At 62.5% G+C, this 21,178-nt stretch carries 24 protein-coding genes and 1 tRNA gene; 12 read left to right on the top strand and 13 right to left on the bottom strand.

Annotated features, from left to right (window positions below; all coding sequences use genetic code 11):
• Positions 1–44: 44 nt before the first annotated feature.
• Positions 45–407, bottom strand: coding sequence for a Grx4 family monothiol glutaredoxin (gene grxD, locus IB235_RS15410; RefSeq protein ID WP_192337434.1), 363 nt, complete (start codon positions 405–407; stop codon positions 45–47).
• Positions 408–467: 60 nt separating this feature from the next.
• The gene (locus tag IB235_RS15405) at positions 468–710 is read right to left on the bottom strand and encodes a BolA/IbaG family iron-sulfur metabolism protein (protein WP_155041452.1); all 243 of its coding nucleotides are present in this window, start codon (positions 708–710) and stop codon (positions 468–470) included.
• 402 nt (positions 711–1,112) lie between these two features.
• On the opposite strand from IB235_RS15405, the gene IB235_RS15400 reads away from it, so the two are divergent.
• From IB235_RS15400 to IB235_RS15380, 5 genes are all read left to right on the top strand, one after another.
• Positions 1,113–1,664: a thioredoxin family protein gene (locus tag IB235_RS15400; RefSeq protein WP_192337433.1), complete on the top strand. Its 552-nt coding sequence runs from the start codon at positions 1,113–1,115 to the stop codon at positions 1,662–1,664.
• A complete protein-coding gene (gph, locus tag IB235_RS15395; protein WP_192337432.1) occupies positions 1,665–2,354 on the top strand; it encodes a phosphoglycolate phosphatase in 690 nt (229 codons plus the stop codon).
• Positions 2,355–2,437: 83 nt separating this feature from the next.
• Complete coding sequence (locus tag IB235_RS15390) at positions 2,438–2,866, top strand: TIGR01244 family sulfur transferase (protein WP_192337431.1); 429 nt, start codon at positions 2,438–2,440, stop codon at positions 2,864–2,866.
• 86 nt (positions 2,867–2,952) lie between these two features.
• Positions 2,953–4,773: a translational GTPase TypA gene (gene typA / locus IB235_RS15385; RefSeq protein WP_155041456.1), complete on the top strand. Its 1,821-nt coding sequence runs from the start codon at positions 2,953–2,955 to the stop codon at positions 4,771–4,773.
• Positions 4,774–4,854: 81 nt separating this feature from the next.
• Positions 4,855–5,481: a TetR/AcrR family transcriptional regulator gene (locus IB235_RS15380; protein WP_192337430.1), complete on the top strand. Its 627-nt coding sequence runs from the start codon at positions 4,855–4,857 to the stop codon at positions 5,479–5,481.
• Positions 5,482–5,508: 27 nt separating this feature from the next.
• Here IB235_RS15380 and IB235_RS15375 read toward each other — a convergent pair whose 3' ends face one another.
• The 6 genes from IB235_RS15375 to IB235_RS15350 all read right to left on the bottom strand — a co-directional run bounded on the left by IB235_RS15375 (position 5,509) and on the right by IB235_RS15350 (position 11,177).
• A complete protein-coding gene (locus IB235_RS15375) occupies positions 5,509–5,832 on the bottom strand; it encodes a 2Fe-2S iron-sulfur cluster-binding protein (RefSeq protein WP_155041458.1) in 324 nt (107 codons plus the stop codon).
• Positions 5,833–5,900: 68 nt separating this feature from the next.
• Positions 5,901–6,764, bottom strand: coding sequence for a DMT family transporter (locus IB235_RS15370; RefSeq protein ID WP_225612363.1), 864 nt, complete (start codon positions 6,762–6,764; stop codon positions 5,901–5,903).
• A gap of 92 nt (positions 6,765–6,856) precedes the next feature.
• Positions 6,857–8,065, bottom strand: a complete 1,209-nt coding sequence (locus IB235_RS15365; protein WP_155041477.1) for a beta-ketoacyl synthase — start codon at positions 8,063–8,065, stop codon at positions 6,857–6,859.
• A gap of 137 nt (positions 8,066–8,202) precedes the next feature.
• Positions 8,203–8,463: an acyl carrier protein gene (locus IB235_RS15360; protein WP_155041459.1), complete on the bottom strand. Its 261-nt coding sequence runs from the start codon at positions 8,461–8,463 to the stop codon at positions 8,203–8,205.
• A gap of 13 nt (positions 8,464–8,476) precedes the next feature.
• On the bottom strand, positions 8,477–9,577 hold the full coding sequence (gene lpxD / locus IB235_RS15355) for a UDP-3-O-(3-hydroxymyristoyl)glucosamine N-acyltransferase (RefSeq protein ID WP_192337429.1): 1,101 nt from the start codon (positions 9,575–9,577) through the stop codon (positions 8,477–8,479).
• A gap of 25 nt (positions 9,578–9,602) precedes the next feature.
• On the bottom strand, positions 9,603–11,177 hold the full coding sequence (locus IB235_RS15350) for a murein L,D-transpeptidase (protein ID WP_370576905.1): 1,575 nt from the start codon (positions 11,175–11,177) through the stop codon (positions 9,603–9,605).
• Positions 11,178–11,554: 377 nt separating this feature from the next.
• On the opposite strand from IB235_RS15350, the gene IB235_RS15345 reads away from it, so the two are divergent.
• On the top strand, positions 11,555–12,115 hold the full coding sequence (locus tag IB235_RS15345) for a DUF882 domain-containing protein (protein ID WP_155041462.1): 561 nt from the start codon (positions 11,555–11,557) through the stop codon (positions 12,113–12,115).
• An 84-nt stretch (positions 12,116–12,199) separates the two neighbouring features.
• On the opposite strand, the gene IB235_RS15340 is transcribed toward IB235_RS15345, so the two are convergent.
• Together IB235_RS15340 and IB235_RS15335 are read right to left on the bottom strand one after the other, a co-directional pair.
• The gene (locus tag IB235_RS15340) at positions 12,200–12,952 is read right to left on the bottom strand and encodes an SseB family protein (protein ID WP_192337427.1); all 753 of its coding nucleotides are present in this window, start codon (positions 12,950–12,952) and stop codon (positions 12,200–12,202) included.
• The gene (locus tag IB235_RS15335) at positions 12,912–13,541 is read right to left on the bottom strand and encodes a uracil-DNA glycosylase family protein (RefSeq protein WP_192337426.1); all 630 of its coding nucleotides are present in this window, start codon (positions 13,539–13,541) and stop codon (positions 12,912–12,914) included. The genes IB235_RS15340 and IB235_RS15335 overlap by 41 nt, the downstream gene beginning before the upstream one ends.
• 203 nt (positions 13,542–13,744) lie before the next feature.
• Between IB235_RS15335 and IB235_RS15330 the strand changes: the two genes are divergently transcribed.
• From IB235_RS15330 to kdsA, 3 genes are read left to right on the top strand one after another with little or no spacing between them, the layout of a single operon-like run.
• On the top strand, positions 13,745–14,398 hold the full coding sequence (locus IB235_RS15330; protein ID WP_155041465.1) for an ABC transporter ATP-binding protein: 654 nt from the start codon (positions 13,745–13,747) through the stop codon (positions 14,396–14,398).
• The gene (locus tag IB235_RS15325; protein WP_192337425.1) at positions 14,382–16,118 is read left to right on the top strand and encodes a capsule biosynthesis protein; all 1,737 of its coding nucleotides are present in this window, start codon (positions 14,382–14,384) and stop codon (positions 16,116–16,118) included. The genes IB235_RS15330 and IB235_RS15325 overlap by 17 nt, the downstream gene beginning before the upstream one ends.
• Positions 16,115–16,948 (top strand): 3-deoxy-8-phosphooctulonate synthase, encoded by an 834-nt coding sequence (gene kdsA, locus IB235_RS15320; RefSeq protein ID WP_155041467.1) that lies wholly within the window; start codon positions 16,115–16,117, stop codon positions 16,946–16,948. The genes IB235_RS15325 and kdsA overlap by 4 nt, the downstream gene beginning before the upstream one ends.
• Before the next feature lie 7 nt (positions 16,949–16,955).
• On the opposite strand, the gene IB235_RS15315 is transcribed toward kdsA, so the two are convergent.
• Positions 16,956–18,167, bottom strand: coding sequence for an NAD(P)/FAD-dependent oxidoreductase (locus tag IB235_RS15315; protein WP_192337424.1), 1,212 nt, complete (start codon positions 18,165–18,167; stop codon positions 16,956–16,958).
• 96 nt (positions 18,168–18,263) lie between these two features.
• Between IB235_RS15315 and IB235_RS15310 the strand changes: the two genes are divergently transcribed.
• Positions 18,264–18,338: transfer RNA gene (locus IB235_RS15310), tRNA-Gln, on the top strand.
• A 298-nt stretch (positions 18,339–18,636) separates the two neighbouring features.
• The gene (locus tag IB235_RS15305; RefSeq protein ID WP_192337423.1) at positions 18,637–19,749 is read left to right on the top strand and encodes a hypothetical protein; all 1,113 of its coding nucleotides are present in this window, start codon (positions 18,637–18,639) and stop codon (positions 19,747–19,749) included.
• Here the strand turns inward: IB235_RS15305 and IB235_RS15300 are convergent.
• Complete coding sequence (locus IB235_RS15300) at positions 19,729–20,070, bottom strand: hypothetical protein (protein ID WP_192337422.1); 342 nt, start codon at positions 20,068–20,070, stop codon at positions 19,729–19,731. The two genes, IB235_RS15305 and IB235_RS15300, sit on opposite strands and share 21 nt — an antisense overlap.
• A 5-nt stretch (positions 20,071–20,075) precedes the next feature.
• Here IB235_RS15300 and IB235_RS25865 point away from each other — a divergent pair, with 5 nt between their 5' ends.
• Positions 20,076–20,438 (top strand): DUF3008 family protein, encoded by a 363-nt coding sequence (locus IB235_RS25865; protein ID WP_370576904.1) that lies wholly within the window; start codon positions 20,076–20,078, stop codon positions 20,436–20,438.
• 12 nt (positions 20,439–20,450) lie between these two features.
• On the opposite strand, the gene IB235_RS15290 is transcribed toward IB235_RS25865, so the two are convergent.
• Positions 20,451–21,178: FAD-binding oxidoreductase (locus IB235_RS15290; RefSeq protein WP_192337421.1), on the bottom strand; the 728-nt coding region annotated here is incomplete at its 5' end.

Genomic DNA, 21,178 nt, shown 5'->3' with positions numbered 1-21,178 from the left:
AAGCCCCGTAATTTACGGGGCTTTCTTGATAAAACCTGACGCGATCAGGCGTTGGCTTCGCGGATCTTGTTCGCCGCGTCCTTGTCATAGGCGACGCCGGCCTTGTCGAACAGCTGGTCCAGCTCGCCCGAGAGGGTCATCTCGGTGATGATGTCGCAGCCACCGACGAATTCGCCCTTGATGTACAGTTGCGGGATCGTCGGCCAGTCAGAGAAGTCCTTGATGCCCTGACGGATGTCCGCATCCTTCAGCACGTCAACGTCGCGGTATTCCACATTCATGTAGTTCAGGACGCCAGCAACCCGGCTGGAGAAACCGCATTGCGGCATTTCCTTCGAGCCCTTCATGAACAGCACGACATCGGTGCCCTCGATGGTGTCCTGGATCTTCTGACGAATGTCCGTCATCTGGGTCTTCCTTTTTCCTCATGCGCCGACTGCGGAGGGCCGCAGCGCAATCGCGCGGTCTTACTCGGGGGCCTTGGTCGTCAGGGCCAGCGCATGCAGTTCGCCTTGCGGGCCGTCCATCTTGCCTTGAAGCGCGGCATAGACGGCACGCTGCTGCTGGACGCGGTTCAGGCCACGGAAGCTCTCGTCGATCACCTCGGCAGCATAGTGATTTCCGTCACCGGCAAGGTCGGTGATCGAAATGCGTGCCTGAGGGAAGGCTGCACGGATCAGCGCTTCGATGTCCTGGGCTTCCATCGCCATGGTTGGTCCTTTCAAATGATGATGAAGATGTAGGGGAAGCCTTTGCGGCCCGCAAGATGCGCCCAGGGCGGCGGAAAGTCGCAAATCCTGCAAAAGTTGTAGATTGCCCGGAAAATCGTCCAGATTGGCGCTTCCATGACATAAAGCTTGTTCTCAACACGTTCCGGACGATATGCGCGAGCCAAGGAGGAAATGGGGCGGATTCTCAGCAAAAAGGGGTGAAATCCACCCCGGAAATCGACCAATCGAAAACAACAATAATCAGTATTATGTTAAATTCTGGTTATTTCATATCTGCCACAATCCGAAATTTCCCGCGTTTTCGTCTTGATCTTACGACTAAGTCACGGAAGTTTCTGACTTGTTTTCACAAGTCACCGGATCGCTGCGAAAGGAAAATTGATGGCCGTTACTCCACCCGTCTGCGATTTTGGCGCCCCTGCGCCGGATTTCCTTCTGCCCGATCCTGACGGCCATCCGTTCAGCCTGTCGCAGATCGCCGGAACACGCGGTACGCTGGTCATGTTCATCTGCAACCATTGCCCCTACGTTCAGGCGATCATCGACCGCATCGCCCGTGACGCGGCGGAACTGCAGAAGCTGGGAATTGGTGTCGTCGCGATCTCGGCCAATGACGTGACCGAATATCCCCAGGACAGCCCCGAGCATATGGCGATCGAGGCCCGGAAGCACGGCTTCACCTTTCCCTATCTGTACGACCAAAGCCAGGACGTGGCGCGCGCCTATGACGCGCAATGCACGCCGGACTTCTTTGGCTACAACGCGCAGCTGCAGCTGCAATATCGCGGCCGCTTCGACAGTTCGCGTCGGACCGCCGCCGAATCCGATGCCCGACGCGAGTTGTTCGAGGCCATGGTGCAAATCGCAGAAACCGGGCAAGGTCCGCGCGAGCAGATCGCGTCCATGGGCTGCTCGATCAAGTGGAGATCCTGAATGAATGTTTGCCTTGCGCCTTGCCCCGTGGTCTTCGACCTTGATGGCACGCTGATCGACAGCGCGCCTGACATCCATGCCACTGTGAACGCGGTTCTGCGCCTGAACCATGTGGCGCCGCTGACGCTGGATCAGGTGCGCGGCTTCATCGGCGGCGGCGTCGACCTGCTTTGGAAACGCGTCATCGCCGCCACCGGCCTTGCGCCCGAGGCGCATCGCGATCTGGTCGCATCCTTCATGACCCGCTACCACGATGCGACGGCGCTGACCCGGCTTTACCCGAACGTCGCCGAGGTGCTTGGCACGCTGGCCGATCGCGGGCATCCCTTGGGCGTCTGCACCAACAAGCCGCTGCGCCCGACCCGTGCGCTGCTGGAACATTTCGGTCTGACCGGCCTGTTCAGTGCCGTGATCGGCGGGGATTCACTGCCGCAGCGCAAGCCCAATCCCGCACCGCTGCGCGCCGCCTTTGCCGCGCTTGGCGCCGATCCGGCGAAACCTCTAGGCCTTTACGTCGGCGACAGCGAGTTCGACGCGGAATGCGCACAGAATACTGCCGTGCCGTTCCTGCTGTTCACGCGCGGCTATCGCAAATCTGACCCTTCCGAGATGTATCACACCGCGCGCTTCGACGATTTTGCCGAACTTCCCGGCCTGATCGAGGACCATGCCGAGATCGCCCGCGCGTGATCGCCGCCTCTCTTGACAGAGCGGCCAAAGAAAACGATCCGTCGGGCAGAATAACGCACCCGACGGAACCCAAGGAGCCCCGAATGGACCTGCGCCCGCTTACCCCCGAACTTTCGGTCTCGCCGCAAATCCGGCCCGAAGACCTGCCCGCGCTTGCCGCCGAGGGTTTCCGCGTCGTGATCAACAACCGCCCCGATGCCGAGGTCGGTCCCGATGAGGATGGCGAGGCGATGCGCCTAGCCGCCGAGGCTGCGGGCATGGAATATCGCGCGATTCCCTTCATTCCCGGCCAGATCACCCCGGATATGGTCGAGGCCCAGGCCGAGGCACTGGCCCTGCCCGGCCGCAAGATCGCCTATTGCCGTTCGGGCAACCGTTCGACGGTGCTTTGGGCGCTTAGCCGCGCCGGTGATGAGCCGACTGCGGAACTGCTCGAAACCGCGGCACGGGCGGGCTATGATCTGTCGGGCATCCGCCCGTTGATCGATTCCATCGCCACACGCGGGCGTTGATCCACGCGCTTCGGCGCGATTGAGACTGGCGTTTCGGCCCCCCTTGCGTTACGGGGGCCGCAACTTCATTCCAAAGGCCAGCTCTCATGGACATCCGCAATATTGCGATTATCGCCCACGTTGACCACGGCAAGACGACCCTGGTCGACCAGCTGTTGAAACAGTCGGGCTCTTTCCGCGAAAACCAAGCCGTCGCGGAACGCGCGATGGACAGCAACGACATCGAGCGTGAACGCGGCATCACCATCCTTGCCAAAGCCACCTCGGTGGAATGGAAAGGCACCCGCATCAATATCGTCGACACCCCCGGCCACGCCGATTTCGGCGGCGAGGTTGAGCGCATCCTGTCGATGGTCGACGGCGTCTGCCTGCTGGTCGACGCGGCCGAAGGCCCGATGCCGCAGACGAAATTCGTGACCTCGAAAGCACTGGCGCTTGGCCTGAAGCCGATCGTCGTGCTGAACAAGGTCGACAAGCCGGCAGCCGAGCCCGATCAGGCGCTGGATCAGGTCTTTGACCTGTTCGCGAACCTTGGCGCGAATGACGAGCAGCTTGATTTCCCGCATCTTTACGCCTCGGGCATCGGCGGCTGGGCCGACGAGACCCTGGAAGGCGATCGCAAGGACATGTCGGCCCTGTTCGACATGGTTCTGCGTCACGTTGAGGCCCCCAAGCAGGTCGCCCGTCAGGACGAGCCCTTCCAGATGCTGGCCACCACGCTGGGTTCGGACCCGTTCATCGGCCGCATCCTGACCGGTCGCGTCGAAGCTGGCCGCGCGAAAGCCGGCGACACCATCAAGGCGCTGTCGCGCGATGGTGAGCGGATCGAGCAGTTCCGCATCTCGAAAGTTCTGGCCTTCCGCGGCCTGACGCAAGCGCCGATCGACGAAGCCGTTGCCGGCGACATCGTCAGCATCGCCGGCATGTCGAAAGCCACTGTTGCCGACACGCTGACCGCGCTTGAGATCGAAACCGCCCTGCCCGCCCAGCCGATCGATCCGCCGACCATCAGCGTCACCTTTGGTATCAACGACAGCCCGCTGGCTGGCCGCGATGGCAACAAGGTGCAGTCGCGCGTCATCCGCGAGCGCCTGATGAAAGAGGCCGAAACCAACGTCGCGATCAAGGTCGAAGACACCCCCGGCGGCGATGCCTTCGTCGTCTCGGGCCGTGGCGAACTTCAGATGGGCGTGCTGATCGAGAACATGCGCCGCGAAGGTTTCGAGCTGTCGATCTCGCGTCCGCGCGTGATCTTCCAGGACATTGACGGCGTTCGTCACGAGCCGATCGAAGAAGCCATCATCGACGTTGACGACGAATATACCGGCGCTGTCATCGACAAGCTGACCGGGACCCGCAAGGGCGATCTGGTCGAGATGAAGCCTGCAGGCGTCGGCAAGACCCGCATCGTCGCGCATGTCCCGTCGCGCGGCCTGATCGGCTATCAGGGCGAGTTCATGACCGACACGCGCGGCAACGGCGTGCTGAACCGCATCTTCCACAGCTGGGCCCCCTACAAGGGTCCGATTCAGGGCCGTCGTCAGGGCGTCCTGATCTCGATGGAGGACGGCGTTTCCGTCGCCTATGCGCTGTGGAACCTTGAAGAGCGCGGCAAGATGTTCATCGGCGCGCAAGAGCAGCTGTATCAGGGCATGATCATTGGCGAGCATTCGCGCGACAACGATCTGGAAGTTAACCCGCTGAAGGGCAAGAAACTGACCAACGTCCGCGCCTCGGGTACGGACGAGGCCGTTCGCCTGACGCCGCCGGTGCGCATGTCGCTGGAAGAAGCCATCGCCTATATCGACGATGATGAGCTGGTCGAAGTGACGCCCAAGAACATCCGCCTGCGCAAACGCTACCTCGACCCGCATGAGCGCAAGCGTCAGGCCCGCGCCGAAGGCTGATCTTCACCTGACCAGAAACACAGCTCCGCCTTGGCGGGGCTGTGGTATAGAATCCGCCTGACGGTTTTCGGGGGTGGATACATGCCGGGCGAAGGCAATCTTTATCAGACCCTGATCGAGGCAGCTCTGGCCCGCCTAGAGGCGACCGGGTCGATGCCCGCCACCTTGGCCGAACTGGCCGAGTTGGCCGAGGTTCCGCTGGAAGATGTCAGCGGGATCTTCGGCTCTTTGCAAAATCTGCGCGAAGGACTGATCTATCAGGGCATTGCCCTGCTGAATGACTCGCTGCGTCAGGGCGTGGTGCATTCGGGATCGGTCAAGCCGGATGCTCAGTTGCGCAGTCTGGCGCGCAGCTATGCCATCTGGGCCAGTCTCAATCCTGCCCTGTTTCGCGTGATTGTCGACGGGCTGAACCGGCCCATGGCCGAGGGCAGCACGCTTTACCGTTTCACCATGTCGATGCGCGACCTGTTCGAACGCAAGCTGCGCGAGATGCGCGATCTGGGCCTGATCCGGCACGAGGCCGATCTGGCACCGATTCTGCTGGTGATCCTGTGCGTGGTGAAGGGCGCGAATGTCCTGCTTTTGAACCGCAAAAGCGAACCATGGTTAAGCGATGACCCGCGGCCCGTGGTCCAGATCGCCGATGAGATGTTTGGCTATCTCATCGACAATCTGTTGGTCACCGGTACGGCGCAGGCAGCTTGAATCCGCAAACTGCGCGTATAATGCGGTTTATATCTGGCGTTCGGGCAGGTTGACGACCAAGCCGTCCAGGTCCTCTGTCACCTTGATCTGGCAGGTCAGGCGCGAGCGGGCCGGGTCGGGCTGATAGGCGAAGTCCAGCATGTCCTCCTCCATCGGGTCTTTCGCCGGCAGGCGCTCGACCCATTCCGGGGCGATATAGACGTGGCAGGTCGAACAGGCGCAGGCCCCGCCGCAATCCGCGTCGATGCCGGGCACGCCATTGTCGCGCGCGCCCTCCATGACGGTCATGCCGGGCTTGACGTCGATTTCATGGACGGTGCCGTTGTGCTCGATATAGGTGATCTTGGCCATGGGTGCCTTCCTTGGGATTTCCACCGCAGATAGGACAAAGGTGCGGGGGTGAAAAGACCTTCGGGCGCTCAGGCCCGACGCTCGGCTCGCATTGCCTGAAAATTCGAGCCAAGGATGATCGCAGCGCCCAGAAACACGAACAGATCGACCCGCTCATGATACAGCAGATAGCCTGCGATCGCGGCCAGCGGCACGCGCAGGAAGTCGACGGGCATGATGATCGAGGCCTCCAGCCGCCGCAGTGCCTGCGCCATGCAGAAATGCGCGCTCAGCGCCCCTGCCCCGGCGACCAGCATCCACGGGATGTCGGTCATATGGACCGGCCGCCAGTCGGTCAGCGCCGCCGCCAGGCCCAGCGGCAACTGGATCAGAATCATCCAGACCACGATGGCGGCAGGCGAGCAATCCCGCGTCAGGCGCTTGACCAGCACCAGCGACAGCCCATAGCCCACAGCCGCCAACAGCACGAGACCCGCCGCCGGATCGATGACCTCGAATCCCGGACGGACGATCACCAGAACGCCGATGAAGCCGCCGATATTCGCCAAAATGCGGGCACGGGTCAGCTTTTCGCCCAGAATGCCCCAGGCAAAGAACGCGACCCAGATCGGCGCGGTGAACTCCAACGCAAAGACTGAGGCCAAGGGCAACAGCACCACGCCGATCGTCCAGAAATACTGAGCGGTAAAATGGACGAAATTGCGCAGGAAATGCAGCTTCAGGCTTCGCATTTGCCGCAGTTCGGGCCAAAGCCGCGGCAGGAACGGTGCAATGACGAACAGCCCGACCAGCGCACGAAAGAACAGCACCTGCCGAATCGACAGCGTTTGCGCCAGCTCTCGCGAGCCGACGGACATGGCGATGAAGGACGACATGCTTAGTGCCATCCAGCCCAGCCCCAGCCAGAACTCCCGCCCGCTCGTCCTGTCCATCACCGCCGCCTGATTGCCCATGCCCCTGCCCTGACCTGCCGAAAAATCCGGCACAGTCATACAGTTCGCGCGGGCCGTGGCAAGCGCCGGGATCAGACCCGGCGCAATGCGATGACGGCGTTCAGCCCGCCAAAGGCGAAGGCGTTCGACAGGACCGCCTCGACCCGCGCCTCGCGTGCGAAATTCGGGACGACGTCCAGCGCACATTCGGGGTCGGGTTCTTCATAACCGATGGTCGGCGCGATGATCCCGTCGCGCAGCGCCATGATGCAGGCCAGCAGTTCGACCGCACCGGTGCCGCCGATCAGATGGCCGTGCATGGACTTGGTCGAGGACATCATCAGCCGGTCGGCATGAGGTCCAAAGGCATGGGCCACCGCGGCGCACTCGGTCTTGTCATTGGCGGCTGTGCCGGTGCCATGCGCGTTGATATAGCCGATTTCCTCGGGGCGAAGCTGCGCATCCAGCATGGCCCCGGTGATCGCGCGTTCGGCCCCGATGGCCGAGGGCATGACGATGTCCTGCGCATCCGCGGACATGGAAAAGCCCACGACCTCGGCCAGAATATCGGCCCCGCGCGCCACCGCATGTTCCCAGTCCTCAAAGACAAAGACGCCTGCGCCCTCGCCCTGAACCATGCCGTTGCGGGTGGCCGAGAACGGCCGGCAGGCGTCCTTCGACATCACGCGCAACCCCTCCCATGCCTTGACGCCACCGAAGCACAGCATCGCCTCGGAGCCGCCGGTCAGCATCGCCGTAGCCGCGCCGGAACGGACCATGTTGAAGGCCATGCCCATTGCGTGGTTGGAACTGGCGCAGGCCGTGGCTACGGTAAAGCTGGGGCCCATCAGCCCGTATTCCATGCTCAGATGCGAGGCTGCGGCGTTGTTCATCAGTTTCGGGACGACAAAGGGATGGACCCGGTTCTTGCCCTCTTCGTAGACGGTCCGGTAATTTTCGTCCCAGGTGTTCATGCCACCTGCCGCCGTGCCAAGGATGACGCCGGAACGCAGGCCCAATTCGCCGTCAAAGGTCAGCCCGGATTGTTCGACCGCCTCGCGGGCAGCCAGCAGCGTGAACTGCGTGAACTTGTCATAAAGGACGATCTGCTGGCGGTTGAAATAGGCTTCGGCATCCCAGTCGCGGACCTGCCCGCCGATCCGTACCGCCAGCCGGTCCACATCGCGGAAATCCAGCGGGCCGATGCCGCAGCGTCCCTCGCGCATGGCTTCGAAGGTTGAGGGCACGTCGCGTCCCAACGCATTGATCGTGCCCATGCCGGTGATGGCCACGCGGTGCATGCCATTGGCATGCCGCCCCATGATCACCCGCCCCAGCATATTCCGCGCCCGGCTGGTCGCGGACTTCATCTTTCCTTTGACCTTTTCGGTCTTACGCTCTGATTTGGCGTCCTTTTCAGTCTTGCTTTTCTTGGCGTTCATGCCTTTTCAGCGACCAGCTTCTCGACTGCGTTGATGATCGAACCCAGGGTCGAGACATCGAAATCCGAACTCTCGGGCTCATTGGCATTGAATGGAACCGAGATGTCGAATTCTTCCTCAATGGCAAAGATCGATTCCACCAGCCCCATGCTGTCGATGCCGATATCCTGAGGCGACATGTCGGGCTTCAGCTCGGCAGGGTCCAGCATCGCCTGATCTGCGATGATCTGGATGATACGGTCACGGACATCTGTCATCTTGGGCCTCCATTCAGCTCTCTTCGTCGGAGCGCTTTTCCATCAACTTCTTAACAGTTTCACGAAGCTCCGCCACCTGCGCGTAAAGTCTTGGCAACCTGCGGATGTTTTTTTGCGCCTCGACATGGGTTTCCATCTTGACCGCGGGGCTGCCCAGCAGCACCCGCCCTGCCGGAGCGTTGGTAAAGATCTTGGTCGCACCCCCGGCGATCACGTCATCGCCGACAAAGATATTGTCCGAGACCCCGACCTGACCGCCCAGAACCACGCGGTTGCCGATCCGGGTCGATCCGGCGATACCGACCAGTCCACACAGCATGGTATCCTCGCCCACTACGCAATTGTGGCCGACCTGCACGAGGTTGTCGATCTTGGTGCCGCGGCCGATCCGGGTCGCGCGCATGGTGCCACGGTCGATGGTGCTGTTTGCGCCGATCTCGACATCGTCGCCGATCTCGACCCCACCCAGCGAATGGATGCGGGTCCAGTGCTGTTCGCGGATGTCGCCACGCTCACCCAGGGTCTCGCGGATCTGCTCGACGCCGGACTTCTCGGGGGTGACAAAGGAAAATCCATCGGCACCGATGGACACGCCGGGATGCAGGATCACCCGGTCACCGATCACCACCTCATGCGCGATGCGGACGCCGGGATGGAACAGCGCCTGATCCCCTATGACGGTGTCGCGCCCGATACTGACATGAGAGCCGATTTTCGCCCCCGCGCCCAGTCGCACGCGCGCGCCAATCACCACGAAAGGCCCGATGGATGCGCCCTCGCCAATCTCGGCGCTGGGATCGATCACGGCGGTCGGATGGATGCCGGGCGGGAAATCCGGCCCTTGGTCAAAGGCCCGCGTCAGGCTGGCCATTGCCACTCGTGGCCTGCGCACAAGGATCGCGGCGCTCAGACCAAGCGCCTCGGGGTCCATATCCTCGGCGATGATGGCCATGCTGCCCGGTGCCAGCTTTTCGGCATAGGCCGGTGCGGTAGCCAGCGATATCTGGCCCTCGTCCGCCAATCCGGCTTCTGCCGCGCCACGGACGGCCAAGCTGCCGTCCCCCCAGAAACGGGCGTCCAGCGCCCGAGCCAGTTCCGCGATGGTGAGTGTCATCTTTCTCCCCTTTGTTGGGGATGATCTAGTTGCCCCGTCCCGCAGATTCCAGCCCGGCCTTGACCAGTGCCGCATAGACAGCGGCGTCACGCCCGTAAATATCGGGATAACGGCGGATCCTGCCATCCTCATCGGGGAAGGCGGTGAAGTAGACCAGATGCACCGGCAGCGGCTTGGTCAGGTTCAGATAGGCCTCGCGCCCCGAGGACAGCGCCTTCGAGAAAGTGGCTTCGGGGTTCTTGAACTGACCCTGCATCAGCTCATGCGCCAGATCCAGCGGCCGTCCGACCCGGATGCAGCCATGCGAATAGGCGCGGCGCGATTCATTGAACAGGTGCTTGGTCGGCGTGTCGTGCAGATAGATGTTCCACGGGTTCGGGAACAGGAACTTGACCACACCCAACGCATTGTCATCGCTGGGTTTCTGCCGCATCCGATAGGGGAAGTTCGAGGCGGTATACTTGCGGAAGTCGATCCGGTCGCGTGAGATCACGTTGCCAGCGCGGTCGACCACGTCGATATGGCCGACCGCATTGCGATTGGCCTGCAGCCGCGGCAGGTATTCCTTGACCGTGATCGAGCGCGGCACATTCCAGCGCGGATTGGCCACGATGTATTTCATGTCCTCGGTGAATTCGGGCGTCTCGTGGGTCGCCTCATCCTTGCCGATCACCACTTTGGTCGAGAAAACGGTTTCGCCGTTTTCGCGGATCTCGGCGGTATAGGCTGGCAGGTTCACCCAGACCAGCCGGTCGTTCATGTCATGGCCGTGCATCCAGCGCATCCGCTCCAGCGCGACAAGGATGCCCTTGGCCTCGGGGCCGACACCGCGATTGAGCCGCGCCACCGTCTGCGGTCCGGCCACACCATCGGCGGGCAGACCTGCCGCGTCCTGAAACTCGGCAACGGCCTGCACCAGCGGCGCGTCAAAGGTTTCCGGGTCGGCGGTCGGGATGCTGTCGAACCCGATCGCGGCCAGCCGCTCGCGCAGCTTGGCCACGCCAGCCCCCCCGTCACCTTCGCGCCAACTGCCTTTGGGCACGGCGGGTGTGCCTGCGGGCGCCGCCAGACGGGACATGCCGCTGAGCGCGTCCTGTAGGGCCAGATAATCACGGTCGCGCGGCGCAAGCCCGGCCAGCCAGGCCTGAGGATCGGGTGCCTGCATGAATTCGCGCATGAGTTTGCCGGTGCCGCTGCGCGCAACGCTGCGCTTGATGCCGGAATCGACCTTGTGCGGATCGAGGAACCCGCCGGTCAGATCCTGTGTCCAGCGCACGAAGTTGCGGGCAAAGGCCAGCTCGGCCTGTAGCGACTGGTCGCCCTGCCCGTCCAGCTGTTGCAGCCTGCCCCGATGATAGCGCGCAGGCGGCAGGCCGTGGCTGGAGGCGGCGCTGATCGCCTCGATCAGGGCGGCGCGACGCGGCGCGCCTTCGGCCCCCAGAAAGATCGGCTTCAGCCCGTTCGAGCCATAGAAATCGGCCAGCCCCGGCGAGGCGGCAACCGCTTGGGCCAGTTCCATTTCCTCTTGCGAGAAAATCAGTCGCGGCGCGGGCAACGCCGCCATCGACGCCGCTTCCAGACCCTGCGCATGCGCTGGCACGGACCATCCCGCGCCTCCGAATGCCACAAGCCCAACCACAACCAAAGAGCGAATCAACCCGGAGCCCATGACCACTAAATTCCCATTCTCTTGTCTGGATTCTGTGCCATTCCCGACCCGAGAGGTCCAGAAGGCGTGACAGATTTGCCGCGCAGGTGATGCAGGCGAAGCACGGCGCATCCACAATCCGTCAACAAGATTAAGGTTTCACTGTTCGGTCGGCGGATTTTTGCCGAGAATGGCAAGAGTTCGCTGCATGAGGAATCAAAAGCTTTCCTCGGCTCTCAGGCTGGTGACATATTGTTAAACAGTTCCGTCTAAATCGGGACAGCCGGCAAGGCCGGAAATAACAAACGAAGCAGGACAGGCGATCTGACATGACGTTTGAATCTATTTCGCGTCGCGGCATCCTTGGCGTGTTCGCGGCGACGACTGTGGCAGCTGCGCCAGTTATGGCCAATGCCTTCGGTCTGATCCGCGGCGCTGGCGACATTCGCCGCATCCGCATGTATTCGGGACGTACCGGGGAAAGCATCGACACTGTCTACTGGGTCGATGGCAAGTATATCCGCGACGCCCTGAATGAAATCAACGTGTTCATGCGCGACTGGCGCACGGGCCAGGTGATCGGGGTCGACCCGCGCACCGTCGACATCGCGGCCGCCTCGCACAGGCTGCTGCAAACCAACGAGCCCTACATGATGCTGTCGGGCTACCGCTCGCCCAAGACCAACGCCATGCTGCGTTCGCGGTCCTCGGGTGTAGCGCGCAACTCGCTCCACATGGTCGGAAAAGCTGCAGACATGCGCCTGAAATCGCGCTCGGTCTCGCAGATGTATCGTGCTGCTGCTGCCTGCTCGGCGGGTGGCGTCGGCAAGTACTCGCGCTCGAACTTCGTGCATATGGACTGCGGTCCGGTGCGCCACTGGGGCGCCTGATCTCGCGAACTTTCACTTTCGCGCGATCACGCCAAGACCCGCCCCATTGGGGCGGGTTTTTGCGTTTTGCGGGGTAAATCGCGCTCAGCGCAGGCGCGGCGGGGCGTTCGGATCGCGCTGCGGCATGGGCTCGGGCTCGACCGGAGCTGGCGGCTCAAGGACCAGCGCAACCGCCGGATGTGCCGAATCGGAAAACCCGATATCCGCGCCGCCGTCGATTTCGGGCAGGAAGGCCAGTAATTCGGCAAAGGCCTTGGCCAAGGCCGGGCGGCGCGATTCCTCGACCCCCTTCAGCAGCAGCGTGTGGTTCCGCCGGCCATTTGCCCATTCGGTCGCGACCAGCGCTGCGGAATTGACCAGTCCGACCATATCGCCCAAGCGGGTCGAAAGCGGCTCGGCGAGGGCGCGCACCACCTCAGGCTGCGGCGCACGGATGCTGCGCGGGGCCTCATCCGGGGCAAGGCTGGGTTCGGCCTGCAAGGCCTGAACCAGCCAGGACAGCGTCGCCGTATCCAGCAGCATTTCCGAAGGATGCCCCGGATTGACCAGCAGCCCGCGCCCTTCCGTTGCCAGCGCCGCCGCCAGCACCCGCCCCGGCAGCCCCAGATAGGCCACCGGCCCGCCGATGAAATCGGCCAGCCGATCCTCGGCATCGCAGGCCAGTGCCACGGGACCGTCGGGCAGCGGAAAGACCTGCAGCTCAACCCGGTCATCGGCAGGTTCTTCGACAAGGGCCGCGAACAGCTCGCTATCGGCAAGGCGCGACAGGATGCGGGCCCGCTGCGCCGGATTCGCCTCATGGAAGGGGACGGGGCAAAGCAGATCCAGTGGGGTCATCGGTCTCTCTCAGGATGGTTTGAACGGTCCGGCGCAGGACGGGCAGCAGCTCGGCCTCGAACCAAGGGTTGCGTTTGAGCCAGCCGGTATTGCGCCAGGACGGATGAGGCAAGGGAAAGATGCGCGGCGCATGATCGCGCCACCCGGCGACAGTTTGCGTCACCCCGTCCTTGGCCGCATGGCCAAGGTGCCATCGCTGTGCATGACCACCGATCAGCAGGATCAATCGGGGATGCAGCAATTCCATGACCGGCGCACGCCATGTCGCAGCGCAGATCGGTGGCGGCGGCAAGTCAGAGCCCTTGGCGTCATAGCCCGGAAAGCAAAACGCCATCGGCACGATCGCGATCCGGGATTGGTCATAGAAGCTGTCCGCATCCACCCCCATCCAGTCCCGTAGTCTGTCGCCCGAACGGTCGGCAAAGGGGCGTCCTGACAGGTGAACCTGCATTCCGGGTGCCTGCCCCGCGATCAGGATACGGGCACTGGGCTGGAACCAGACCACCGGACGCGGCGCATGCGCGGTTGCCGTTGCGGCAAAGCGTGCGGCACAGATGCGGCAGGCACGGATGTCATCGATCAGCGTCATTACACATCAGCCCCCCCCTGACAGGGAAAGTGGCGCATCTTCACGAAGTGGCAAGCTTTTCCGCGCCAAGGTGGACACTGGATCGCTGCGCGCATAATGTCCGCTTGTCCCGTTTGCGCGAACAACCCGGTCGAGGTTACTCTTTGAGATTAAGCCATGCCTGCCCCCTCATGCTGGCTCCGGGCGGGCGCCGAGGTTTCTGAATGATCGAATTCGACAATGTCTCCAAGTCCTTCTGGACCGGTACGCAGCGCAAGGTGATCCTTGACCGCGCGTCCTTCCGGTTGGAACCCGGTCGCTCGATGGGCATCCTTGCCCCGAACGGCACCGGCAAGACGACCATCATCAACATGATGTGCGGCCTTGAAAAACCCGATGAGGGCACGATCCGCATCGATTGCCGCGTGTCCTTTCCACTGGGCTTCATGGGCGGCATCACCCCCAAGCTCAGCGCCAATGAAAACTGCCGTTTCATCGCCCGGATCTATGGTCTGGACCCGGATTACGTCGAAGCATTCTGCCGCTGGTTGACAGATATCCACGAATATTTCGACATGCCCGTCGGCACTTACAGCGCCGGGATGCGGTCACGGTTCACCTTCTCACTGATGCTGGCGCTGGAGTTCGACGTCTACCTGATCGACGAGGGGATGCCGGGCACGACCGATGTCGAATTCAACCGCCGGGCGGGATCGGTGCTATATGATCGGTTGAAATCCGCGACGGTCGTGGTCGTTTCGCACCAGGCCTCGACGATCGAGAAATTCTGCAGTTCGGCCGCGGTTTTGCGGGACGGCAAGCTCTACCAGTTCGAAACGCTCGAAGAGGCGAAGCAATATTATGACTACTCCGCCTAAGGCACGTGTCTTTCGCATCAGTCGCGAGGAATCTGTTCTGGCGGTCACCCGCGAGTCGGGAGCGGTCGAGACCGCACGAAAGGTTCAAGTGGAATTGCGCAAGCGTAACGAGACGACCGGGGGTGGCAACGATCCCTCGAAACTTTTTGCGAATGAAGAGGACGGTTTTGGCGATATGCGCTTTCCCGGCGCAACCGGGCCTGCGAACACCGAACCCCCGGCGGATATGGATGAGCGCATCGCCGCTGTCCGCGCCGAGAATTTGACCGGGCGCCAACTGCGCATGGCGCGGCGCATTGCCTCGATGCACGAAATCGAGGCGGAAACCGATGAAGAGGCCGTGGTGCTTCTGCGCGAGCGCGGCATTGATCCGTTCCATCGCGCGGCACTCGGGCAGGTCATCGCCGACGAGGGCGCGCGCGCCCAGCAATCCACCGATCAGCGCGGCCTGCCGGTTCCGACCCAAGCCCCCGGTCAACTCCGCAAGCGCGGCTCGGAAATCATGCCGATCGCGCCCACCCAGTTTCCGGGCCAGACCAAGCTGCCCTCGCGCGACGCACTGTCCGACGACAAGCGCGCCGCCGAGATCATCCGCATCCAGCAAGACATCGCGCGTCGCCGTCGTCGCAAGCTGACGATGCTGGCCGCGCGTCTGATCGCCCTGGTGGGGATCCCGACGATCATCGCGGGCTATTACTATTTCAACGTGGCGACGCCGCTTTACGCGACAAATTCGCAGTTCCAGATCCAGCAGGCCGATCAGGCCGCGCCATCGGGTCTGGGCGGGCTGTTCAGCGGCACGTCGCTGGCGACGAATACCGACTCGGTTTCGGTGCAAAGTTACCTGACCTCGCGCGATGCAATGATGCGGTTGGATCGCGAGCATGGCTTCAAGACGGCGTTCCAGGATGAAAAGGTCGATCCCATCCTGCGCCTGCCCCCTGATGCCACCAATGAGCAGACCTACAAGCTGTACATGAATTCGGTCAAAATCGGCTACGATCCGACCGAAGGCGTGATCAACATGGAGGTCATCGCGCCCGATCCCAAGCAGAGCCAGGACTTCTCGATGGCGCTGATCAAATACGCCGAAGGCCAGGTCGACCAGCTGACCGCGCGACTGCGTGGCGACCAGATGCAGGGCTCGATCGAAAGCTATGAGGACGCCGAGAAGAAGGTCAAGGAAGCCCAGATGCATGTCCAGGAGCTGCAGGAAAAGCTGGGCGTGCTTGATCCGATGGCGGAAAGCAGCGTCGTCATGGGCCATATCGCCGAGCTGGAACGGCAGTTGGCCGACAAGCGGCTTGAACTGGGCCAGCTTGAAGCAAACCGCGTTCCGAACCGCAGCCGTGTGCAGGGCGTCAAGGGCGACATCTCTCGGCTTGAGCAGATGTTGGCCGAAACCCGTTCCCAGCTGACCGAGGGCAGTGCCGCCCGCGGATCGCTGGCGACGATCTCGGGCCAGATCCGCATCGCGGAATCCGATCTTGCCACCCGGCAGGAACTGCTGGCCACCGCCGCCGCCCAGATGGAAACGGCACGGATTGAGGCCAATAAGCAAGTCCGCTATCTTTCGCTTTCCGTCGCCCCCGTCGCCCCTGACGAGGCGACCTATCCCAAGGCTTTCCAGAACACGATCGTGGCTTTCCTGATCTTCTCCGGCATCTACCTGATGCTGTCGCTCACGGCCTCGATCCTGCGTGAACAGGTATCTTCATGACCCATGTAAAAACCGGCAATGTCACCTTCGGCAACGACCTGCCCCTTTCGATCATTGCCGGCCCCTGCCAGCTTGAGACGCTGGACCACGCGTTGATGATCGCCGAACAGGTCGCAGCGGCTTGTGCCGCCGCCGGTGCGGGTTTCGTCTTCAAGGCCAGCTACGACAAGGCCAACCGCACCTCGCTTTCGGGCCGTCGCGGCGTGGGTATTGAAGAAGGTCTGCGCATGCTGGAAGAAGTGCGCGCGCAGATCGGCTGCCCGGTTCTGACCGACGTGCATGACATCGAGCAAACCAAGGCGGCCGGTTCGGTCGTCGATATCCTGCAGATCCCCGCATTTCTCTGCCGCCAGACCGACCTGCTGATTGCAGCCGGTGAAACCGGGGCTGTGGTGAACATCAAGAAAGGCCAGTTCCTTGCCCCTTGGGATATGCCCAACGTCGCGCAGAAGGTCGCCTCGACCGGGAACGAGCGCATCATGCTGACCGAGCGCGGCGCAAGCTTTGGCTACAACACGCTGGTGGCTGACATGCGCAGCCTGCCGATCATGGCGCGCACCGGCTATCCGATCATCATGGACGCCACCCATTCGGTTCAGCAACCGGGCGGTCAGGGTGGCTCCTCGGGCGGGCAACGCGAATTCGCTCCGGTCATGGCGCGGGCGGCAGTGTCGCTGGGCGTCGCCGGGGTGTTCATCGAGACCCATCAGGACCCCGACAACGCCCCCTCGGACGGGCCGAACATGATCCAGCTGGACAAGATGCCCGCGCTGATCGCCTCGCTGATGCAGTTCGATGCGCTGGCCAAGTCCGACCCGGTGATGGGCTGAGTTAGCCTTAAGCCGCGGCGATCGCTTTCGCCGCGGCATGGGCCGAAGCCCAGGCCCATTGGAAATTGTATCCCCCCAACCAGCCGGTGACATCGACGACCTCGCCGATGAAATACAGACCCGGCTGGTTGCGCGCCTGCATGTCGCGTGCGTTCAGGTCACGGGTATCGACCCCACCCAGCGTCACCTCGGCCGTGCGCCAGCCTTCGGACCCGACTGGGCGTAAGCGCCAACGGTTCACCCGATCAGCCAGTTTCGTCAGGCTGGTATTCGGCTGATCGGCCAGCCTTGCGGCCTTCAAACCCATCTCCTCGGCAATGGCATCCGCCAAGCGCGAGGGCAAATGCCGCCCCAGTGCGGTGGCGACGCCCTGCTTGCCCGCCTGCCCTCGCTGATCGCGTAACGCCACCGCCAGATCCAGATCCGGAGCCAGATCCACCGAGATTTCTTCTCCGGGCTTCCAGAAGCTTGAAATCTGCAGGATCGCCGGACCCGAAAGGCCGCGATGGGTGAACAGCAGACCGTCCCGGAAACGCGTCGCAGAGCGGCCCTGCCCGTGACTGACCACTGCCTCGACCGAGACCCCTGCCAGCGGTCGGCACAGGTCCAGATCCTGCTCGGCAAAGGTCAGCGGCACCAGACCTGCGCGCGGCTCGATCAGTTGCAGCCCGAACTGCCGCGCTATGTCATAGCCCAGTCCCGTCGCGCCCATCTTGGGGATCGAGCGCCCGCCGGTGGCGATCACCAGATTCTTCGCTCTGACCTGACCGCGACTGGTCCCGACCAGATAGCCACCCTCGGCTGCCGACACCCCTTGCACCGAAGTTTCCAGCCACAACTCCGCGCCGCGCATCCGATGCAGCAGCATGTCGATGATCTGGCGCGCACTGTCGTCGCAGAATAATTGGCCCAAAGTTTTCTCGTGCCAGGCGATCCCGGCGGCATCGACCAAGGCCACAAAGTCCTGCGGCGTGAACCCCGCCAGTGCCGAGGCACAAAAACGCGGGTTCTGTGACAGAAAGCGATCCCGCTGTGCCGCGAGATTGGTGAAATTGCTGCGCCCGCCGCCCGAGATTCGGATTTTTTCACCCGGCGCGCGGGCGTGGTCGATGACCATTACCCTTTGTTTGGGTTTGCCTTTATCGGCCTCGATGATCGATCCGGCACAAAAAAGACCGGCAGCACCGGCCCCAAGAATAAGCGTATCCACGTGTTCCATCTGGGGCGCTTAAACTTCCGGGAAGTTCTCCACAAGAATTTTCCAATCGCCCCTTGCGCGCCGGTTTCCCCTTGGCTAGATACCCGCTCACAGAGTTGGGGCGTGGCCAAGTGGTAAGGCAACGGTTTTTGGTACCGTGTACCGTAGGTTCGAATCCTACCGCCCCAGCCAACTCAGCATAACCAGTTGATCCGACGAAGTTTGGCGGTTTTGGGCTAGGAATGGCAGGCTATGTCCTCCATGACTGTCCATCACGTGATGACGCCCCAACCGTGAAGGGGCCAGCCTATGGGCATCGTCAACTTCGTCTTCCGCCGCGGCGCGATCTCCACTTGGCGGCGCCGGATCCCGTCACGGATCCAATGCGACGCGGTTCACATGCAGGTCAGTTTGGGCACATCATGCCCATCGACGAGTCCGTCGGCTTGCGGGCATCGTGGCGCATGCGCGTGAAGAGATTTTCGAATGAATGGCATTTGACGGATTGAGCCGGGATGCGGCGCGGGCTTGGCTGGAACGGGTGATCCGCGACGAGTTGGAGCGGATCGAACAGCGTCACCGGGTGCTGACCGATAACAAGGCAATCGGGTCGCGCGTCAAGAACGCCCATCAGGACAAGCTCATGGGCCATGCCCTGCGCCTGCTCGCCCGCGACGGCGTTTACGCCTTACTCGACGCGGCAGAACGAGAAGAACTTCTCGCAGCCGGCATCCCCGAAGCGGATTTGCCCCGCGTGGACGAGTTCATGCAGCGCGCTGCTGGCGAAGTCCTAAGTGACGCGGTCAGGGCCAAAATCCTGCGCGGTGCTGGTGAGGCCGCCGGCTTGGAGCGGCTCGACCATCACCAATATCTGGATGCCCGGCGGATCTATCTGCAAGGCCGTGCCGCAGCCTATCTCGCGGCCAGCAAGCGCACCGAGCCGGATTTCGCGGATGCGCTCGATCTTGCCGAACGATTGGCTGGGGGAGACCAACCTCTCCCGCCAGTCGCCGCAACCGATGCCCCGCCCCCTGCCGTCCCCAACCCCGAGCCAGCCTATGATCCGACGATCACTGCAATCGCCGACCGCCTGACCGGCCGCAAGGAACAGCGCGGGCTGGCCACCGACAAGACCGCCTACCAGATCCGCAATACCGCCAGCCTGCTCGTCGAGGCCACCGGCGTCGGTGATATCCGGCACCTGAAACAGTCCGACCTGGCCCGGTTTTGCGAGGTCATGGCACAGCTTCCGCCGACCTATCGCAAGAGTGCCAGGGAAAAGGACATGCCGCTCGAAGACATTATCGCCGCAGCCGTGGCACGCGGTGCCGAATGCGGCCTTGCACCGGGCACAGTGAACCGCAATCTCGGTTTCGTGGGGCAGCTGCTCAAGCAGGCGCGCTCGGAGGGCATCGAGATCGATGCGCGGCTCGATATCAGCGATCTTCGTGAAAAGGATGACGAAGATGCTCAGGAGAAGGTCAAATCCTTCACCCGCGAGGATGTCAGATCGATCTTCGAGGGCACGATCTGGCGGGGCTGCGCGAGCGAGTTGCAGCGAAGTGTCCCGGGTCAACCGGTGCTATGTGACGGGCTTTACTAGATTGCGTTGATCGCTGCCTATACCGGTGCCCGGCGTGAGGAAATTGCTGGCCTGGCCTGCGCCGATCTGATCGAGGAGGATGGAATCTGGGCCTTCCACGTCCAGACGAACGAATTTCGGCGGTTGAAGAACAAGCAGTCGCGCCGCAAGGTCCCGATCCACGAGCATCTGATCGAACTCGGCCTTTTGGCGCATTGCAAACGCGTCGGAAGCGGCCAGCTTTTTCCGGAACTGAAGCGCAAGTCCTAGCGCGCGGGTCACGGTGATGCGATCGCTTACCGTCTCGCATTTGCACGGATCCGGTCCGGGCGCGCAGGCCATGATCGATGTCGGTGGCCTTTGGTATCGGCGTGAAGCCCGTCGCGATCGACATCACCGAGATTGATTTCATGCGCGACGAGAAAGGTGCCGTCCATGGCGTGACGAACTATGGCAAGGACGATCCTGGAACATCACCACTGAGCCTTTCTGGCGACACCGACCGGTGCCGACACCACCTTGAGGAGGGTATAAAAACGCCAGCCAAATCAAAAGCCGGGCAAAAGGCAGCGGGTGCCGCACTTTTGCCAAAGCCTAGTGAGACACCGAAAGGCAACTTGCGCAGCGCGGCGAAAGCGATGACCGAAGCTCAGCTGGAAGAAATGGCCAGCACCAAACGCAAGGGCAAGCCCGAGCATGTGAAGAAATGACGAGGGCCCGTCCTAGCGAAAGGCAAACAACTCCTCGTCGGGGTCACGTTTGTCCGAGAGCCGCGCCGCGATGATCTGGGCGGCGATCATGGAAAACGTGATGCCATTGCCGCCAAAGCCCATAACGGCATGGGCGCAGCTGAAGCCCGGAACCCTGTCGATGATCGGCAGGCCGTCGCTGGTATTGCCGAAGGGTGCAGCCCAGACATAGGCGGGCGAACCGATCTCGATTCCGCAAAGATTGCGCAATTTCAGCGCGATGCGCCGGGCTTTAGCATGCAGCCGCGCTGGGTCTCGGTAGGCTTCTGGGTCGTCCATGTCTTCGCCGCCCGCGATGATCCGGCCATCACGTGCGCTGCGGAAATATAGGTAGGGCTCCGATGCCTCCCAAACCAGCGAGCGGTCCAGCCAGTCGGGCCGCGCGATGCGGGGGTGACTGGCCAGCGCCCAGGTCGAGGTGATGCGATGCGCGCGGCTTTCCATCACCGGCAGGAACTCGTAACCGGTGCAAAAGACCACCTGCTCTGCGGTCAGCACCCCACCCTCGCAGGTGGCAAGGGCGGCGCTGTCGCCGGTTTCCGCCAGATCGGTAATTTCCACGGGCGAGGCGATCTCGGCCCCGCGCGCCTGCGCCACACTTAACAGGCCAGCGGTCAATTGCCCCGGATTCGCCGAGGCCGAGGCGCCGGACAGGAGCGCAGCGCTGCGGTCGATGCCGAAGCGCTGCATGAGTTCCGCTT

This window comes from Paracoccus sp. PAR01 (assembly GCF_014851995.1).
In the GTDB taxonomy this organism is placed as follows: Bacteria; Pseudomonadota; Alphaproteobacteria; order Rhodobacterales; family Rhodobacteraceae; genus Paracoccus; species Paracoccus litorisediminis.
This window is presented reverse-complemented; position numbering and strand designations above follow the sequence as displayed.

Coding starts and splice junctions, on each gene's coding strand:
- IB235_RS15300 (WP_192337422.1), bottom strand. CDS start 20,070: ATGGCCTGCGCGCCCGGACCGGATCCGTGCAAATGCGAGACGGTAAGC.
- IB235_RS15375 (WP_155041458.1), bottom strand. CDS start 5,832: ATGGCCAAGATCACCTATATCGAGCACAACGGCACCGTCCATGAAATC.
- IB235_RS15380 (WP_192337430.1), top strand. CDS start 4,855: ATGCCGGGCGAAGGCAATCTTTATCAGACCCTGATCGAGGCAGCTCTG.
- IB235_RS15345 (WP_155041462.1), top strand. CDS start 11,555: ATGACGTTTGAATCTATTTCGCGTCGCGGCATCCTTGGCGTGTTCGCG.
- IB235_RS15315 (WP_192337424.1), bottom strand. CDS start 18,167: ATGGAACACGTGGATACGCTTATTCTTGGGGCCGGTGCTGCCGGTCTT.
- IB235_RS15390 (WP_192337431.1), top strand. CDS start 2,438: ATGGACCTGCGCCCGCTTACCCCCGAACTTTCGGTCTCGCCGCAAATC.
- IB235_RS15360 (WP_155041459.1), bottom strand. CDS start 8,463: ATGACAGATGTCCGTGACCGTATCATCCAGATCATCGCAGATCAGGCG.
- typA (WP_155041456.1), top strand. CDS start 2,953: ATGGACATCCGCAATATTGCGATTATCGCCCACGTTGACCACGGCAAG.
- lpxD (WP_192337429.1), bottom strand. CDS start 9,577: ATGACACTCACCATCGCGGAACTGGCTCGGGCGCTGGACGCCCGTTTC.
- IB235_RS15325 (WP_192337425.1), top strand. CDS start 14,382: ATGACTACTCCGCCTAAGGCACGTGTCTTTCGCATCAGTCGCGAGGAA.
- IB235_RS15405 (WP_155041452.1), bottom strand. CDS start 710: ATGGCGATGGAAGCCCAGGACATCGAAGCGCTGATCCGTGCAGCCTTC.
- IB235_RS15365 (WP_155041477.1), bottom strand. CDS start 8,065: ATGCACCGCGTGGCCATCACCGGCATGGGCACGATCAATGCGTTGGGA.
- IB235_RS15340 (WP_192337427.1), bottom strand. CDS start 12,952: ATGACCCCACTGGATCTGCTTTGCCCCGTCCCCTTCCATGAGGCGAAT.
- IB235_RS15305 (WP_192337423.1), top strand. CDS start 18,637: ATGGCATTTGACGGATTGAGCCGGGATGCGGCGCGGGCTTGGCTGGAA.
- IB235_RS15335 (WP_192337426.1), bottom strand. CDS start 13,541: ATGACGCTGATCGATGACATCCGTGCCTGCCGCATCTGTGCCGCACGC.
- IB235_RS15400 (WP_192337433.1), top strand. CDS start 1,113: ATGGCCGTTACTCCACCCGTCTGCGATTTTGGCGCCCCTGCGCCGGAT.
- IB235_RS25865 (WP_370576904.1), top strand. CDS start 20,076: ATGTCGGTGGCCTTTGGTATCGGCGTGAAGCCCGTCGCGATCGACATC.
- IB235_RS15330 (WP_155041465.1), top strand. CDS start 13,745: ATGATCGAATTCGACAATGTCTCCAAGTCCTTCTGGACCGGTACGCAG.
- kdsA (WP_155041467.1), top strand. CDS start 16,115: ATGACCCATGTAAAAACCGGCAATGTCACCTTCGGCAACGACCTGCCC.
- gph (WP_192337432.1), top strand. CDS start 1,665: ATGAATGTTTGCCTTGCGCCTTGCCCCGTGGTCTTCGACCTTGATGGC.
- IB235_RS15370 (WP_225612363.1), bottom strand. CDS start 6,764: ATGGACAGGACGAGCGGGCGGGAGTTCTGGCTGGGGCTGGGCTGGATG.
- grxD (WP_192337434.1), bottom strand. CDS start 407: ATGACGGACATTCGTCAGAAGATCCAGGACACCATCGAGGGCACCGAT.